The organism is Bacillus sp. ISL-41, from assembly GCF_018613235.1.
Classification (GTDB): Bacteria; Bacillota; Bacilli; order Bacillales; family Cytobacillaceae; genus Mesobacillus.
Map to the genome: position 1 here is coordinate 1 of NZ_JAGGQP010000023.1, position 17087 is coordinate 17087.

At 42.2% G+C, this 17087-nt stretch carries 13 protein-coding genes; 10 read left to right on the forward strand and 3 right to left on the reverse strand.

The window, feature by feature from the left end:
- The 3 genes from J7I80_RS10720 to J7I80_RS10730 all read left to right on the forward strand — a co-directional run.
- A partial coding sequence (locus J7I80_RS10720) for a hypothetical protein (protein WP_214738324.1) occupies positions 1 to 799 on the forward strand: 799 nt, incomplete at its 5' end.
- A 557-nt stretch (positions 800 to 1356) separates the two neighbouring features.
- Positions 1357 to 3057: a glycosyltransferase family 4 protein gene (locus J7I80_RS10725; protein ID WP_214738325.1), complete on the forward strand. Its 1701-nt coding sequence runs from the start codon at positions 1357 to 1359 to the stop codon at positions 3055 to 3057.
- An 81-nt stretch (positions 3058 to 3138) separates the two neighbouring features.
- A complete protein-coding gene (locus J7I80_RS10730) occupies positions 3139 to 4251 on the forward strand; it encodes a glycosyltransferase (RefSeq protein ID WP_214738327.1) in 1113 nt (370 codons plus the stop codon).
- A gap of 30 nt (positions 4252 to 4281) precedes the next feature.
- On the opposite strand, the gene J7I80_RS10735 is transcribed toward J7I80_RS10730, so the two are convergent.
- Complete coding sequence (locus tag J7I80_RS10735; RefSeq protein ID WP_214738329.1) at positions 4282 to 5559, reverse strand: nucleotide sugar dehydrogenase; 1278 nt, start codon at positions 5557 to 5559, stop codon at positions 4282 to 4284.
- 247 nt (positions 5560 to 5806) lie between these two features.
- Between J7I80_RS10735 and J7I80_RS10740 the strand changes: the two genes are divergently transcribed.
- The 3 genes from J7I80_RS10740 to J7I80_RS10750 are packed head-to-tail and all read left to right on the forward strand — an operon-like array spanning position 5807 to position 8558.
- Positions 5807 to 6511, forward strand: a complete 705-nt coding sequence (locus J7I80_RS10740; RefSeq protein WP_214738331.1) for a DapH/DapD/GlmU-related protein — start codon at positions 5807 to 5809, stop codon at positions 6509 to 6511.
- Positions 6508 to 7614, forward strand: a complete 1107-nt coding sequence (locus J7I80_RS10745) for a DegT/DnrJ/EryC1/StrS family aminotransferase (RefSeq protein WP_214738334.1) — start codon at positions 6508 to 6510, stop codon at positions 7612 to 7614. Before J7I80_RS10740 ends, J7I80_RS10745 begins: the two co-directional genes overlap by 4 nt.
- Positions 7611 to 8558 carry a Gfo/Idh/MocA family oxidoreductase gene (locus tag J7I80_RS10750; RefSeq protein WP_214738335.1) on the forward strand — a complete coding sequence of 316 codons (948 nt, stop codon included), beginning with the start codon at positions 7611 to 7613 and terminating at the stop codon, positions 8556 to 8558. The genes J7I80_RS10745 and J7I80_RS10750 overlap by 4 nt, the downstream gene beginning before the upstream one ends.
- Before the next feature lie 133 nt (positions 8559 to 8691).
- Here J7I80_RS10750 and J7I80_RS10755 read toward each other — a convergent pair whose 3' ends face one another.
- Positions 8692 to 9582 carry a GT-D fold domain-containing protein gene (locus J7I80_RS10755; protein ID WP_214738337.1) on the reverse strand — a complete coding sequence of 297 codons (891 nt, stop codon included), beginning with the start codon at positions 9580 to 9582 and terminating at the stop codon, positions 8692 to 8694.
- Positions 9583 to 9722: 140 nt separating this feature from the next.
- Between J7I80_RS10755 and J7I80_RS10760 the strand changes: the two genes are divergently transcribed.
- Positions 9723 to 10628 carry an NAD-dependent epimerase/dehydratase family protein gene (locus J7I80_RS10760; RefSeq protein ID WP_214738339.1) on the forward strand — a complete coding sequence of 302 codons (906 nt, stop codon included), beginning with the start codon at positions 9723 to 9725 and terminating at the stop codon, positions 10626 to 10628.
- Between the two features lie 52 nt (positions 10629 to 10680).
- Here the strand turns inward: J7I80_RS10760 and J7I80_RS10765 are convergent, their stop codons facing one another.
- Entirely contained in the window at positions 10681 to 11778 is a 1098-nt protein-coding gene (locus tag J7I80_RS10765) for a glycosyltransferase (protein ID WP_214738341.1), read from the reverse strand.
- Between the two features lie 295 nt (positions 11779 to 12073).
- Between J7I80_RS10765 and J7I80_RS10770 the strand changes: the two genes are divergently transcribed.
- The 3 genes from J7I80_RS10770 (at position 12074) to sstT (ending at position 16934) form a co-directional block, all read left to right on the forward strand.
- Complete coding sequence (locus J7I80_RS10770) at positions 12074 to 13057, forward strand: tRNA dihydrouridine synthase (RefSeq protein ID WP_214738343.1); 984 nt, start codon at positions 12074 to 12076, stop codon at positions 13055 to 13057.
- Between the two features lie 282 nt (positions 13058 to 13339).
- Entirely contained in the window at positions 13340 to 15013 is a 1674-nt protein-coding gene (locus J7I80_RS10775) for a M4 family metallopeptidase (protein WP_214738344.1), read from the forward strand.
- A 682-nt stretch (positions 15014 to 15695) separates the two neighbouring features.
- The gene (gene sstT, locus J7I80_RS10780) at positions 15696 to 16934 is read left to right on the forward strand and encodes a serine/threonine transporter SstT (RefSeq protein ID WP_214738346.1); all 1239 of its coding nucleotides are present in this window, start codon (positions 15696 to 15698) and stop codon (positions 16932 to 16934) included.
- Positions 16935 to 17087 lie beyond the last annotated feature (153 nt).

Here is a 17087-nt window from a genome sequence, read left to right on the forward strand (position 1 = left end):
AACAGGGCCGACAGGACCAACCGGACCAACCGGACCAACCGGACCAACAGGACCAACCGGACCAACGGGACCAACCGGACCAACCGGACCGACGGGACCAACCGGACCAACGGGACCAACAGGACCAACCGGACCAACCGGACCAACGGGACCAACAGGGCCAACAGGACCAACGGGGCCAACAGGACCGACCGGACCAACAGGGCCGACAGGGCCGACAGGACCAACGGGACCGACTGGGCCGACAGGACCAACGGGACCAACCGGACCAACCGGACCACAAGGACCAACAGGAGAATGTGATTGTCCAGATATTGGATGTATTTGTACTGAACAAATAAGAGAGCTTTTAGAACAAATTGTAGAAATTAATACTGATGATGACCCAGCTAATGATATTTCGATAAATATTAGGACTGAAAATGACGCTAGTACTGGAGCAGGATTCCCAGTTGAGATCATTGGTAATGGTGCAGTAAGACTTGAAGGTCCAGGAGGTCAACTAGTTGCTATAGTTAATATTTGCGAAATTGTTGCCATTTCACTTCAACAGGGTACGTTTACATCTAACGGATTAGAATTCCTAGTATTACCAGAGCCGGAGCCTCCATTAGATTGTGAAGAGGAATGTGAAGCTGCGATTAGAACAGCACTAAGTTCTATCCCACCAAATCAAGGAATTTCTATTAATGCCGGTGGAACTACTTTTACTGGTACGGTTGAGGGAGTATTTGTTGGTGCAGTTAATTTAGGTGATGATATAGCAATAGCAACATGTCATATAGGATATATTAGTTAAGGAGTTTTATTCCAACTAGTAGAGCATGTAAAAGAGGAAATTTGGCTATGTTAAACTTGCGTGATGATTTCTCTCGCTGCTTGCTTCGCTGTCACGGGAGGCCGGCGGCCCCTCCTCTGCCCTATTCACGCCTGTGGGGTCTCCCAGTTCCGTGCCTCCCTCAGGAGTCTCGCGCCTTCCGCTTTAATCAACGTAGTTTTAAAACAACATTGAGTTTTGACATAGCCAAAAAGTTAGAGGGAAGATTTTAATCTTTCCTCTATTTTGTTTTTTCTTGATAAACGTTTGTATTTATACAATTTGAGAGGGAATATTAAATAGATTCATTGTTAGATAGGCTGGTTCAAACGTAGAGCAATTGTCCCATTTAATGATTTTGGGCTCTGTTATTAATTCAAATAAACCGTGCATATAAAATGAGAATCATAATCCTTAAAGAATTAATAAAAGAAACATTTAATTAGTTAAACATAAATTACATTATACTGGTTTCTTTAAAATCAAAATCTCTTACCTCAAAAGGAATATCCTTAATGGTAATTTGGAGGTGTTTGCTATTGTTCCAAAAACTCAGAGCAAATGAATTCAATAAACGGTTATCACGTCTTCCTTATGCTAAAAAGCAACACGTAACTCAAGCAAGGAAAAGCAAGAAACAACAGCTCCATATTGTCTATGCAATGACCCTTGTAGCGATTTCGGGAGGAGTAAAAGTCATACTCGAACACGCAAATAAACTGACCAAAGCAGGAGCTAAAGTAACGTTGGTATCCCATTTCCAGCAGCCGTCATGGTTTCCGATTGAAGCCGAATATATCCAGGTTCCATTTGACATTGACCTGGCTAAAGGGATTCCGAATTGTGACGTGATTGTCGCGACTTATTGGGACCATATTCAGGCATGCATTGAAACGGGTATTGCCCCTGTTGTTTATTTTGAACAGGGTGATTTCCATCTTTTTGACTATGAAACAATGAATTCCACGCTGGAAAACTTCATTCACAAGCAATTTGATATCGTTCCATTCGTATACACTGTATCCAATCAAGCGTCGGAGCTAATCGGAGATGTTTATGGGAGAGAAGCAGAGGTTTTCCCGAATGCAGTAGATGACAAAATCTTCTCTGCACAGGGGGAAAAGGTGATGGGAGACCGCCCGTATATATTGATGGTTGGCGGTGAGAGCTCCTCGTTTAAGCGGATACCAGATATTATTGAAGCTTATGAAAAGGTAAAAAAAGAGATGGATATTGACCTTTATTGGATCACTCCAGAACAGCCATCAGACAAGATAAAAACCAGTGTCGCAAAAGTTTTTGTCAATCCTCCCCAACCAATGATCGGTAATTTATATAGAGGTGCGGATTTGTACGTATGCGGATCCTCTTATGAAAACTTCCCGTTGCCGCCTTTAGAAGCGATGGCATGTGGATGCCCTGTAGTTACCACTAATAATCGGGGGTCCCTGGAATATGCAGTTCATCAGAAAAATGCGTATATATGCAATATGAAGGACCCAGAGGATATGGCAGTCAAGATTTTAGAGGTTTTAAAAAATGATGAGATAAAAGAAAGTTTAATATCAAATGGATTAACAACGGCAAAACAGTACCATTGGGATACAATCATCCAGGACATCTACGCATATTATAAACAGATTGCATCTCATGACATAGAGGGTATGGATGATGACTGGGAGATAGCTGTCCAGCTTGAGGATTTTATAAAGCCCGGGGATTATGAGAAATTTAAAAAGTTTTTGAGAGTGACGAATGCCGATCTGGTTAAAGTGCCTGTCCTTCATGAGATAGAGAAAGTACCTCGAATAGCCAGATGGGAAGTAATGGCTCGCCGGAAAAATGGAGAGCAGGGCCTGACAGAGTATTGTTTTTGTCCTGTGAACGCGGTAAATAAGCTGCAGTTGCTGAATTACTCCGGTTACAGTTCATTTATAGTAAAGGACTATGAAAAAGCACTGGAAGAATTTCAGTCTCAATATGAACAGGGGAATCCAGAAGAAAAAGCTGTTACAGCCCGATGGATGATCCTGGCTCTCATGAGGCTGCAAAGAAAGCAAGAGGCTAAGAAAAGATTGAAGAATTTAAGGAACCTTTATCCTTACAATGCTGATTTTTACTTCCTGGCAAATTTAATCACAGATGAAGAAAATATGAAGGACTCCAATCATGAATATATGAAAGTACTCGGAGATGCAGCGTCTTATCCGGAATTCTTCTTTGATATTCAAAACTATTAAAATGATAGTGCCAATTTTAATAAGCCCTGCAGGATTTGCTCTAACCTGCAGGTTCTACTCAATCTATTATGGGGTGTTAAAATGATTAGTGTAATTCTGCCCGTATATAATGGGGAAAAGTTTTTGAAGGATACACTAGAAAGTTTATTAACTCAAACAGTCAAAGATTTAGAGATTATTATAATAAATGACGGTTCTACGGACCAAAGTGAGCAAGTGGTCAAATCATTCGATGATGAAAGGATTCGCTATTTCAAGCAGGAAAATAAGGGGGTGGCCGCCGCTTTTAATGCCGGTCTAACCCACGCTAAGGGTGAGTTCATTACCTTTCATGGTGCTGACGATTTATCTTTGCCGAATCGATTTGAACGATTGCTAGAAGGGCTTTGTGATGAAAATATCGGCTATTCCCATTCTGATATGCTGCTGATTAGTGAAACAGGTCAGCCTTTTGGCTATTGGCAATCCTTTAATATTTCTCCTGATGATATTTATCCCTTTTTTCTAAACGTCGGTACCCCTTTCAATAATGCCAGTATTCTTTTCAGGAAGGAAGCGGTAGAAGGCATCCTGTACGATGAATCGATTAAAGTGGGTTCTGACACTGATTATATTGTCAAGGTGGCACAGGGTAAATGGGTTCCTTACCATGTTCCTGAACCATTGTACCTGTACCGAAGGCACCAAACGAATGTTACGAACCAAAAAAGTCAGGAGGTGCTTTCAAGGCATGTCAAATTGAATATAACGGATGAACACCTTGAAGCACTTGGTGAATTAAACGCAAGGAGCGAATCAGACTATCAAAAATTATTTGCGGCTAAATTGATTGCAGGGATAGCACTTTCAAGACGTTGGATGATGAACGAGGCTTACACATTATTTTACGAAGCCATTCCTTTGATTAAAACGGACCGGGAACGGGTCTTCTATGAAGCGATGAAGGGGCTGATCGAGAAAGACTACCAGCGGACAGTGAATCATTTTATTAAAATTCAAAAGCGTAATCATTTAGATGAAAACTACCTGGGGGAAGCCTTGCTTTCCATGAAAAAGTATGACGAAGCGTACCGGCATTTCATGAAGGCTCTCGAAATTGAACCCTCGTATCGTTCACCTATGCAGAACATTAAAGCAGTCGGGATGCTGAAAAGCCTGAATGTCATTGATAAACATATGTACAGATATAAATAACCCCCAAGTGGTAAGGGGGTTTTTTGTTGCTTATTTTACGCCAATGCCTTTGTAGGCCATGCCCAGAGCTTCGATTTCTTTTTTATCAAGGACATTCCTTCCATCCAGAACAAGCTTGCAATTGTCAAAGCGTTTGAAGTCATAGCTTTTAAATTCATCATGGAATGCTTGCAGGATAATGATATCAATTTCTTCTGGCTTTATTTTTGAAAAAGGCATTACACCAAATGAGGTTATCTCCTCGTCGGTATATAAAGGGTCTTCCACATAAACAATCGCATTTTTTTGCTTAAGTTCTTTGATGAGCAGCAAAGTCGATGACTTGGTGTGTTCTTTCACATTTTCTCGAAATGAAAGGCCAAGGATCAGGACTTTCTGCTGCTCCAATGTATGGATTCTTTCCTCAATGCCCTTTACGGCATAAATGGCCATATTATCATTGATCTCTCTCGATAACGTCACCAGGCCATTTTCCAAACCATTGTTAATAAAGAAGTAAGGATATACAGGAATGCAATGCCCTCCTACACCGATACCTGGTAAATGAAGATGGGAAAAAGGTTCGCTGTTGGCGGCTTTGATCACTTCTTTTATATTTACACCTAATTGGTCTGCATAAACGGCCAGTTCATTCACCAATGCGATATTCACATCCCGATAAACACTTTCGGCCACCTTGGTGAACTCCGCTGTCTCCAGGCTGCTGACCTGTAAAATATCACAATTTAGAGCGTTCTTATAAAATTCTGTCGCCAGCTTAAGACTTTTCTCATCAAGTCCGCCAATTACTTTTGGATAAGCTGCCAAATCTTCGATAATTCGATTGGAATAAACCCTTTCCGGACTATAACCCAGATAAAAATCCGTTCCCATTGTTAAGCCTGAAATTCCTTCAATTCTTTTGCCAAATCGATTCCTTGTATCACCAGTTGGCAAAGTTGTTTCAAAGATGACCAAGGTCCCCTTTTTAATTCCTTTGCCTATTTCTTCAACAGCGGAATCGATATATTGATAGAGTACCTCATCACGGTCATTAATTAAAACGGGCACGATGACAATGACGATTTCTGAGTTCGATACAGCTTCTGCTGTGTTAGTGGTGGCCATAAGGGTCTGTTTTTTATGAGCCTCCTGGACCAGGCTTTCCAATCCTGGCTCATTGCTAATATGGGAAATCCCTTTATTTACTGTTTCAATTACCTCTTCTTTAACATCCGCTCCAAACACCCGGTAATGCCCGCTGTTTGCAAAAACGGCAGCAAGTGTCAGGCCGATCTTGCCTAATCCCACAACCGTTATATTTTTCATAATCACAGCTCCTTTGAATGACTTATTGAACCTGGCTGGTTGCCATCACTTTTTATTTTATGCATACCATGCGGGAGGAGTACTTTTAACTTGCAGGCAATGAAGGCAACTGGATAGAATCCAGTGCCGCAATTAAGAAAAGGCTCAATAACGTTTAACTTTTTGCAGATATTTTCATAGCTTAATATGAGGATTTTAGTATGAGCAAAAAAGTGATGAAAGTTTGTTTAAGAAAAGAGGGATTTATTTGAGTATTCCTGAAAGTGCGGCTATTGGGATGAATGTTGTCATAGAAGACAATGTCCATATCGGAGAAAATGTGACGATAGGCCATAATACGGTCATATTGGAGGGCACTTATATTGGTGATCACGTAGCAATCGGGTCGAACTGCGTCTTAGGAGTAAAACCAGCAGGCAATAAAAAAATGAGGAAATCGGACGGTTTCCAGCAGCCATTGCGAATTCAACCCTATACCCGGATTGGCAGCCTTGTATCGATATATGCAAATACAGAAATACATGAGCATGTTTTTATCGGAGACCATGCCAGTATCAGGGAAAATTCGTCAATCGGCAGCGGTTCCGTAATTGGCAGAGGTGCGATGGTTGAACTGAATACGAGGATCGGGAAGAATGTCACCGTCCAGACGCTTGCGTATGTAACAGGTGACACCATTTTAGAGGACAATGTCTTCCTTGGGCCATGTGTTTCAATGTCCAATGATAAATACATGGGTGCGAGGGAGTTCGCTTTAAAGGGGCCCCATGTTAAAAATGGGGCAAAAATTGGCAATAACGCTTCACTGCTTCCGGGTATTACCGTGGGAGATCAAGCTATTGTAGGGGCTGGCTCTGTCGTCATAAAGGATGTTGACGGCCATACCGTTTCTGCAGGAGTGCCTGCAAAAGCAATTACACCCCGAGGGACAGAGGGGGGAGGAATTTCATGAGGATTCCAATGGTGGATTTATATAAGGAGTATGAACTATATGGCGAACCGATTAAACGGTCTGTACTCCAGGTATTGGAAAGTGGGTCCTATATCCTGGGTGGGCGGGGAAAGCAATTTGAAGACGAACTTGCCAGGTATCTGGGCTGCCGGTATGCAGCAGGAGTAGCAAATGGGACGGATGCTTTGTTGCTGGCTCTTGAAGCCCTTGGAATTGGAACAGGCGATGAAGTGATCACGACACCTTTTACCTTTTATGCGACGGGGGAAATGATTGCACGAGCGGGTGCCGCACCAGTTTTTGTGGATATAGAACCAGATACCTATAATATTGACCCCAATAAAATTGAAGCTGCGATTACGGAAAAAACGAAAGCAATCATCGTCGTCCATTTGTTCGGAAAAGCCGCAGAAATGGATGCGATCATGAAGGTTGCTTCCGCTCATAATCTTAAAGTCATTGAGGATGCCTGTCAGGCAATAGGGACGGAGTATCAAGGGGAAAAAGCAGGTACTATTGGAGATATCGGCTGTTTTTCATTTTTTCCGTCAAAAAATCTTGGCGCATTTGGCGATGCTGGAATGACGGTGACAAATGATAAGGATATAAACGATAAGATATGCCAGCTTCGGAATCATGGAAGCAAGATGAGGTATATCCATTCTTATATAGGAGTCAATAGCAGGCTGGACGAAATCCAGGCTGCGGTCCTGAGTGAAAAGCTCAAGCTCCTGGATCTGTTTTTGTTTAAGAGGATGGGGGTTGCCAACACTTATACTCGCGAATTAAAGGGGCTGATGAAGACGCCTCCTTCCCTAAGTGACAAAGAGCATACCTATCATCAGTATTGTATAGAGACCGATAACCGCGATAAACTGTCTTCCTACTTAAACGATATGGGCATTGCTACTGGAATCTACTATCCTGTCCCGCTTCATTTACAGAAAGCTTTTAGCTATTTGAACTATAAAGAAGGGGATTTTCCTGTTGCTGAAAATGCAGCAAAAAAAATACTTGCCCTGCCGATTAATCCGACCATGACTGTCTCGGACCAGGAGTTCATTATCTCCGAGATAAAAAAAGTGGCAGGTGCATCCCAGTGAAACTGATCCGTATAGGTGTTGTTGGGACGGGAAAGATGGGGACGTACCATTGCCATAAATTGAAACAGATGAAAAATGTCGAGTTTGCAGGGATTTACGATAAGGATCTTGAAAAAGCAAGGGAGATTGCGAGTCAGATAGATGTAAGGGCTTTTGAAAGCTACCAGGATTTATTAAAAAATGTGGAAGCAGTAGTAATTGCAGCTCCTACAAGGCTCCATTTCGCATTAGTGAAAGAAGCGATTCTAGCAGATAAGCATATATTAGTAGAAAAACCTATCACCGTTTCCATAGAGGAAGCGAATAACATAAAGAGTCTGCTTAGCAATAAGGAGCTGATCTTCCAGGTAGGCCATATCGAGAGGTTTAATCCTGTCATCCAGCAGCTATCCAAATGCTTGGACAGAGATAAGATGATCAGCGTTGAAGCGAAACGTTTGGGGCTCTCTAACAGGATTAAGGATAGCGATGTTGTCCTGGATGTGATGATACATGATATAGATATCCTTTTAAGCTTAGTGGATAGTCCGATTTCCCGTATTGCTGCCGAGGGGGTCCGCGGCTCAAAAGTAAATCATTTTGATACCGTGACAGCCCTGATCTCTTTTGAAAACGGAGTGATCGCTACCCTGACAGCCAGCAATGCCTCTCACGAAAAGGAAAGGACACTAACAATTTTAGAAGAAGAAAAAGTAATCAGAACAGATTATCTGACAAGAAGGCAAAGAATTGTAAAAAACGGAACAGCTTCAGTAGAACATCCATTTGAAATAGAATCTGAGATTCTGATTTTGACAACCCCGTTGGCAGATCCGTTGCACCAAGAATTGGAACATTTTGCAGCGTGCATAAGAAATGAAGTCCAGCCGTTGGTTGGCGTGCACCAAGGGTATGCGGCCGTCGAGGTAGCTCTTGAAATCAAAGGATTACTCGAGAAAAAATAACTGTCAGAAAAAGTTTTACTTCGAACAAGATGGAAGTAAGGCTTTTTTGCGTAAAAAAAAATCCCCGCATTGGTGAAGAACGGGAATCCTTACGCTTCTATCGTATAAACCAACCTTTCACTCTTACATTTCACTAGCTTTTCCTAAGTACGCGGATGCCTTTGATATACCAATCAAGCAAATGTCCAAAATCCAAAGCTACTTTCTTTTGCTTGGCCAGCTCAACACAAATCAGGTTAGCTGGTATCCCTGCAGAAACAAGAGCGACATCAAATTCATAAGTACTCGCTTGATCAAGTATTTCTTCCACAGAGGAAATACCGGGTACTGGGATGGTGCCAACAATGGAATGATAGCCTTTGGCATTCAAAAATACCTTGCCGTCGTTTGCCCGGTTTCCGATCAGAAGGACTCGATAATGACTTAACAGGTGATGGTAGCAGTTGGTTTCTTCGTTCATTTTGTAATTAATCTGGGAACTTGTGAAGTATGTTTGGTTTAAAGGAAGTTTAATCTCCTTTGCCAGGTTATTGAACAACCGCTGGTAGGTAGGATATCTTGCTTCTGGAATGCCGACTATATCCGCTTCCTGCAGATTCTCTAGCAAGAGCTGCCTTTTTTCATGATTTGGAACCTTGAAACCGCCTAACGCATACTGTAATTTACCATTTTTATTAATCTCTTCTGAAGAAACGAGGATATCGTGGGCCAAAGCAAGGACCTCACCATCGCCTAAACGGATGACGCTTAACCCTGTCTTCTCGTCCAAAGCTTTCAGCACTCGGGCATAAACCTCTGCAGGCGTTTTTAAAGAAATGATCTCTTTAGAAAGCTGATTTAAGCCCGCTTCAATGATGTCCTCAATATTGTACGGGAGATACTGGCCATCCTCCAGATGCTTCTTTACAAGAGCTTCACCGCCTCTATACATTGCTTCTGCAGCAAGTGTGCCAATATCCCAGGTTCCGGGATACCCCACTTTAAAAATGTTTTCCCATTGCTCTTTCGTAAATGAATAGGCCAAAGCGCAGTCTCCTTTCATATATGATTCTTAACATTATATTGGTGTGTTGCCGCAAAGGTTCTGTTGAAAGTCCAAACAAGACATTGTGATGCTTCATATGTAAATAGTAAGGTTTTATTTTGAAATCCAGGAGGGTTAAAATGAAGGTTTTAATAACTGGAGGTGCTGGTTTTATTGGCTCACATATTGCAGATTCACTGGCGGACAAACGCTGTGAAACAGTAGTAGTGGATAATCTTTCTTCAGGAAAAAAGGACTTTCTGCATCCAGGGGCCGCCTTTTATTCATTGAATATACTGGATGACGGTTTAGGGTCTATTTTTGAAAAGGAAAGGCCGGATGCAGTCATCCATCTTGCAGCACAGATCAGTGTCCAGAAATCAACCGGAAACTCCGGTCTGGACGCTGAGACCAATATTTTGGGCACGCTAAAAATATTGGAACTATGTAAAAAACATCATTGTAAATTGATTTATTCATCGTCGGCCGCAGTGTATGGAAACCCCGTCTATTTGCCTGTGGATGAACGCCACCCTGTTCAACCTCTATCAAACTATGGCATTTCGAAATACACGCCGGAAATGTACATCTCCCTTTATTCCCAGCAATATGATGTGGATTATACAATCCTGCGCTATGCGAATGTGTATGGAGCCAGACAGGATGCAGAGGGAGAAGGAGGTGTCGTTTCGATTTTCATAAAAAAAATGATCAATAATGAACCGCCAGTAATCTTTGGAAATGGTGAACAAACAAGGGACTTTATTTATGTAGAAGACGTTGCTGCAGCGAATCTTGCTGCCTTGAAAAAGGATTGCCGCGGTGTTTTCAATATTAGCAGCAATCACGAAATGACCATTAACTCGCTCGTGGAAGAAATCAATGCATTACTGAATACGAAGCTGGCACCCATTCATAAAAAATTCCGGACCGGCGATATTCTCCATAGCTGCCTAAATAATCAATTGGCCAAAAAGAAACTGGGGTGGGAACCTAAGTTTTCTTTGAAAGAGGGATTGAAGAAGACAATTGACAGCTGGAAGTGATTCGTTATGATATGTAATTTATTCGGAATGAAAAAGAAGTAAGGGGGCAGCCTTACTTCTTTTCCTTTTTACTCTTCAAAAAATCGCTGAAAAATTTTTCGTTGAATAAAATCTGCTCGTCATGGGGGCGGTATTTTTTCGCCATTTTATTATGCTTTATAGATTTTTGGACATTTCCCAGTTCCCAATGGCACACGCAAAGCTGAAGATTCGGATACCAGGTTGAATATGCCTCGTTCTGGAAGCCGGCTGTGTCTTTATTTATTTGTGTGGCGGCAGTATACCAAAAAATTGCTGTTTGATAATTCTGTTTGGCCTTGAAAATATCTCCGATCCGGCAGCACGGTTCAGGCCGGGGTGCATCGAAAGACAGCGACTTCAGCAAAGCTTCCATTTCTTCGTCCTTTTCGCCTATATGGGCATGGCAATCAGCCAGATTCATACACGCTCTTATGTTATCCTCCACCCAGCCTTTTTTGCCTCCAAGGAACTCGTTGTAATAAATGATCGCTTTTTCATATTGCCTATGATCACGCAGCTCATTAGCATAATAGTACAGATCCCTTGGTGAAAAGTCCTCGCCTCTTTTAATCCGCTTTTCATATATTCTTAAATTCCTGTCAGATGATTGGCCAGTCGATTGTTTTTCATCCTTTTTATGCTCTATTGATATATCAGAGGATAAAATATTGCCGCTTACTTCAAGATATTCATGTACAGGTCCTATCCACTTGAAATTCTTATTCCTCTTCACCAGACGGTTCCTTCTGTAGTGGAAAGTCGGGTTCCCATATTCATCCCTGAGGATGACATATTTCATGGAGACAGCATCCACATCCGGATTCAGTTTTGCTTTCAGCTTTTTGAATTTTTGCTGGTCGTCCGGCAGCAAAATGTCATCAGCATCGAGCCAAAGGATATAATCCATCGTGGCATTGCTAAAGGCAAAGTTCCGGGCTGCGGAAAAGTCGTCAATCCATTCAAAATCGAGCACTTTATGAGTGTACTGCCTGGCTATTTCCTTCGTCCTGTCAGTTGACCCGGTATCGACAATGACGATTTCATCACAGATTTCCTGTACACTTTTGAGGCAGTTCTCCAATACTTCTTCTTCATTTTTAACAATCATGCATAGACTGATGGTGGCCATTATTGTCCCTCCTGTAAAAGAGTTTCTTCACATTTTATGTAAAGGGTTGAATATGTGAAACCCGTTCGAATGCGGATGTGGGATATTGGTGTCCAGGCAATGCTTTATTTTAACTAGCCTCGTGGAATGCTATTTGTTGTACAGTAAGTGAGAAGTTAAAATTACCATTTACGATCAGTTTGATAAAAAGTGCTAAAGCATGGTATAAGTGTAAATGGAGCAGGTGTATTCTGCTTTTTAATTTTGGGATACGGGGTTTGGCCTGATATCCCATGATGAGAGGGATTGAACGATTATGAAAGAAAATTTCTGGCGTGATTTACCACGGCCATTTTTTATATTGGCACCAATGGAAGAAGTGACAGATGTTGTTTTTCGTCATGTTGTAAGTGAAGCGGCGAGACCGGATGTGTTTTTTACAGAGTTTACAAACAGTGAGAGCTATTGTCACCCGGATGGGATCAAGAGTGTACGCGGACGTTTGACTTTTACAGAGGATGAACAGCCAATTGTCGCTCATATATGGGGGGACAAGCCTGAAAACTTCCGCCAGATGAGTATTGGCATGGCGGAAATGGGCTTTAAGGGTCTGGATATCAATATGGGCTGTCCGGTACCCAATGTGGTGCAGAACGGGAAAGGAAGCGGCCTGATCCGTCGTCCGGACGTTGCAGCAGAATTAATCCAGGCAGCAAAAGCAGGAGGATTGCCTGTAAGTGTAAAAACAAGGCTTGGCTTCACGGAAGTAGATGAATGGCAGAGCTGGCTGAAACACATATTGGAACAAGACATTGTCAATCTGTCCATTCATCTGCGTACAAGGGATGAAATGAGCAAAGTAGATGCGCATTGGGAGCTGATTCCGGAGATCAAGAAACTTCGTGACGAAGTGGCACCAGATACACTTTTGACAATCAATGGGGATATCCCTGACCGTCAGACCGGCTTGGAGTTGGTTGAGCAATATGGTGTAGATGGAGTTATGATTGGCCGAGGCATTTTCCATAATCCATTTGCCTTTGAAAAGGAACAGAAACAACATAGCAGTGAGGAATTGCTTGACCTCTTAAGACTGCATATGGAACTCCATGATAAATATTCACATTTAGAGCTGCGGCCGTTCACGGCTCTTCATCGCTTTTTCAAAATCTATGTTAAAGGTTTCCACGGGGCGAGTACATTAAGAAATCAATTAATGAACACAAAGTCAACGGATGAAGTGCGTGACTTGCTTGATCAATTTGCTTCTAAGAATTCTAATGGTATGGGTGAACAGTAAAAGATATTGTGGAAGCTATAAAGATCGAGGCCTCTATTCTGGAGGCCTCTATTTTTTGTGAACGGAAGTTCCTTAATCATGGTCCGCTCCTAAATTGGTAATCCAAAATGCCTGAGTCAATGAAGGAAATTAGAAGGACAAGGAGTCTGCCCGATATCCTGGAATTAGGCTATTTTATCCAGATTTTTAATTTATTCAAATAATTCTAATTATTCATGATATTTCGTTTCTGGAAATATATAATTAACCCATCCAATGGAAATTGATGGGAGGAATGGTATTTTGAAGAAGAAGTTTATTTTACCCGTGGTTCTGTCGTCGGCAATGTTGGTAGGTTCTATCCCGGTTAGCAGTGTGTTCGCGCAGCCAGCTGATTCAAGTCAGGCTGGCAGTGGACAAGCTTTCAAGGAATGGAATGAGAAAGCAAGTGTTCCTTTGTTCGTCAAGGAGCGATTCTCTGAGAAGTTCATTTCCAGCACAGCTTCTAATGCGTTAAATTATCTGAAGAAAAACCAAGACAAAACTGGAATTCCTCACCCTGATCAAAACCTCAAGGTAAAGAGCACTGAAAAAGATCAACTAGGCATGACTCACGTTCGCTTTAATCAATCTGTAAATGGTATAAATGTTGAAGGCGCCGAGGTTATTGTTCATTTTAATAATAATAATGAAATCGTGTCTGTCAACGGAAGAACCAATCAGACCATTACAGCAGATTCAGTCGACACAAATGCGTCATTAAGCAGCGATGAAGCTTTGAGCGCGGCTTTGGCTTCTGTCAATGCACCAGAAGAGTTGATATACGAACCAACTTCTGAGCTTGTTGTCCTGCCTTTTGAGGGTAAGAATTATACAGCTTATAAAGTGAATGTCAACTTCATGGGAGATGAGCCTGGCAACTGGTTCGTTTTTGTAGATGCAAAAACGGGAGAGGTAATTGATCAGTACAATGGCTTAATGCATGCTGATGAGCAAACGCAGAAAGGTGCAGGGAAAGGTGTACATGGCGACCACAGGGAGCTCCATATCACGCAGGTAAAAGATCCTAATGCCGGAACTAAATTTGCGTTGGCGGATTACTCTCATGAGAATCTTGGGGGCATCGTAACCTATGATGCTAAAAATGATAACACCTCTAGTAACGATACGGTGTATGTGGGGAACTCGGCATCGTTTATCAGCGATTATGATCGAGCGGCTGTCGATGCACACTATAATTCCGAAAAAGTTTATAATTATTTCCTGAATGAACATGGCCGAAATTCTCTTGATGGGAATGGGATGGCGATCATTTCTAAAGTTCACTATGGAAACAATTACAACAATGCTTCCTGGAATGGACGCTGGATGACCTATGGCGATGGTGACGGGAAGTTCATGATTTCCTTATCAGCTGGCCTCGATGTTGCAGCTCATGAGATGACACATGGTGTAATCTCTCATTCTGCAAAATTGGTTTATCGAAATCAATCAGGAGCACTAAACGAATCATTTGCCGATGTATTTGGTGCCCTGGTTGACGACAGCGATTGGGAAATGGGCGAGGATATTATGGCACCGGAGGCTAAGGCTAACGGTTCAACCGTATTGCGCAGCTTAAGCAATCCAAATGGGGTTATCGTCAGCAATGAGCAAAGAAGAGCATACAGTACAAATGGCGGAGTCTATCCAGACCACATGGACGAGTTTTATCATATGCCAACTTCGGTAGATGGGGGCGGTGTCCATGTTAATTCATCGATTACAAACCATGCCGCATACTTGATCGCTCAAGACCTTGGAAGAGAAAAATTAGGAAAGATCTATTATCGCGCTTTAACGGTTTACTTAACTTCCAATTCCGATTTCAGCGATGCACGACAGGCGATTGTCCAGTCAGCCATTGATCTTTATGGCGAAGGCAGCGAGGAAGAGGCAGCCGTTCATTCAGGATTCGATGCGGTCGGAATTTATTAATCAATATAAATGGTAATTTGAAATCCCTCAGGCTATGAGTTTGAGGGATTTTTAATAGGTCTAACCAGCATCTCTTGTGACTAAACGCATGTGGAGGCTGTTGCCAAAATAGTACTTTGCATAAAATTAGTAAGTCTTATTCGTTGGTGGATGAGGCCTTTTTTTTGCAAAAAAAAGAAAGATGGTTGAAATTTTGGTTTACTAAAGGCCCTGTTAAAGACCAATGTTGTTTTAAAGCCTGTTGATTGTAGTGGAAGGCGCGTAGACTCCTGCGGGAGGAGCAAGTCATGGGGAGACCCCGCAGGCGCATAAGCGCCGAGGAGGCTCCCCGACTGCCCGCGGAAAGCGAAGCGCCTGGAACGCAAATCAACAGCCTGGTTTAACAGAGCCTTATTAAAAAAGGGGTCTTTACTGGGTAGAATTATCTATTAACAGGTAAATACAATTCGATGTATTATTAACTGAGTATTTAGATAGTTAAGACTTTTAGTATATTAGAAGTTTTATATTGTAATATACTAATTTAGCGTCTATAATACACGAAACAAGGACATTTGTGTTTTTCCAGAGGACAACTATTATTCGATATTTATCCTAATAGTCAACTATCAATTTTGTGCCTCTTGAAAATCAAATGTGGAAAAGTAGGATGGCAGAGAGATTGCATGAGGGGGAAAAGACGATGAAAGATTTACTGAGGAAGTGGAATCAAGTAAGCCTGGTAAAACAGATTATCGCAGGATTGATCATCGGCGTGGTCTTGGCATTAACAATTCCGGAGCTTGCAAAGCCGGTTGCTATTTTAGGGTCTTTGTTTGTAGGTGCCCTGAAAGCAGTTGCTCCTGTATTAGTATTATTTTTGGTAATGTCGGCGATTGTCCAGCACAAACGCGGGCATAAAACAAACATGAAGACGATCATTTCTTTATATCTTTTAGGTACATTTGCAGCCGGACTTATTGCCGTTATTGCTAGTTTTATGTTCCCGGTGAGCTTGAAGCTTACAGTTGGCGCTGAGGGCATGACGCCTCCTGGAAGTGTGGTGGAGGTCCTCAAGACCCTATTGCTCAACATTGTTGATAACCCGGTTAACGCAATTATGAATGCTAATTATATCGGTATTTTGGCCTGGGCAACCCTGATCGGTTTCGCTCTAAAGAGTGCAGCTGATTCAACAAAAACTGTGATTGGAAATTTGGCCGATGCCATGTCCAAAATCGTTGCCTGGGTGATTAAATTCGCGCCGCTTGGAATCATGGGTCTTGTGTTCGAATCGATTACGACAAATGGTTTAAGTTCTTTGCTCGGCTATGGGAAATTGCTTGCCGTCCTGATTGGCTGCATGCTTGTAGTGGCGCTTGTTGTCAATCCGTTCATCGTGTTTACATTAATCAGGCAAAATCCATATCCGCTTGTATTTAAATGTTTAAAAGAAAGTGGCATTACTGCCTTCTTTACACGCAGTTCCGCTTCAAATATCCCAGTGAATATTAAAATATGCGAAGAATTAGGCCTTGATAAGGACTCCTATTCTGTATCCATTCCATTAGGAGCGACCATCAATATGGCTGGAGCAGCTGTGACCATCTCGGTTATGACACTGGCTGCTGTTCATACGCTTGGCATTCAAGTGGATCTGCCGACTGCTGTCATTCTAAGTGTTTTGGCTGCAGTCAGTGCTGCCGGCGCTTCAGGTGTAGCTGGCGGTTCCCTGTTGCTGATCCCGCTCGCATCCAGCTTGTTCGGCATCCCGAATGATGTCGCCATGCAAGTGGTCGCAGTAGGATTCATCATTGGTGTTCTACAAGATTCCTTTGAAACAGCCCTTAATTCATCCACAGACGTCCTGTTCACCGCCGCTGTCGAATTCAAGAAATGGCGTCATGAAGGCAAAGTGATTGAAATTAAAAAGGCGTCTTAATATGACCGAAATTTAAATTTACCAGTAAGCAGGAACCGATTAGGTTCCTGCTTTAATTTTGTGCTTGCGGTCGTGCATGGCATCAAAGTTCTAATCACTGCAAAAATACATATATATGAGTGGGTTGAACAATAAACGGGCTATGTGGGGTGA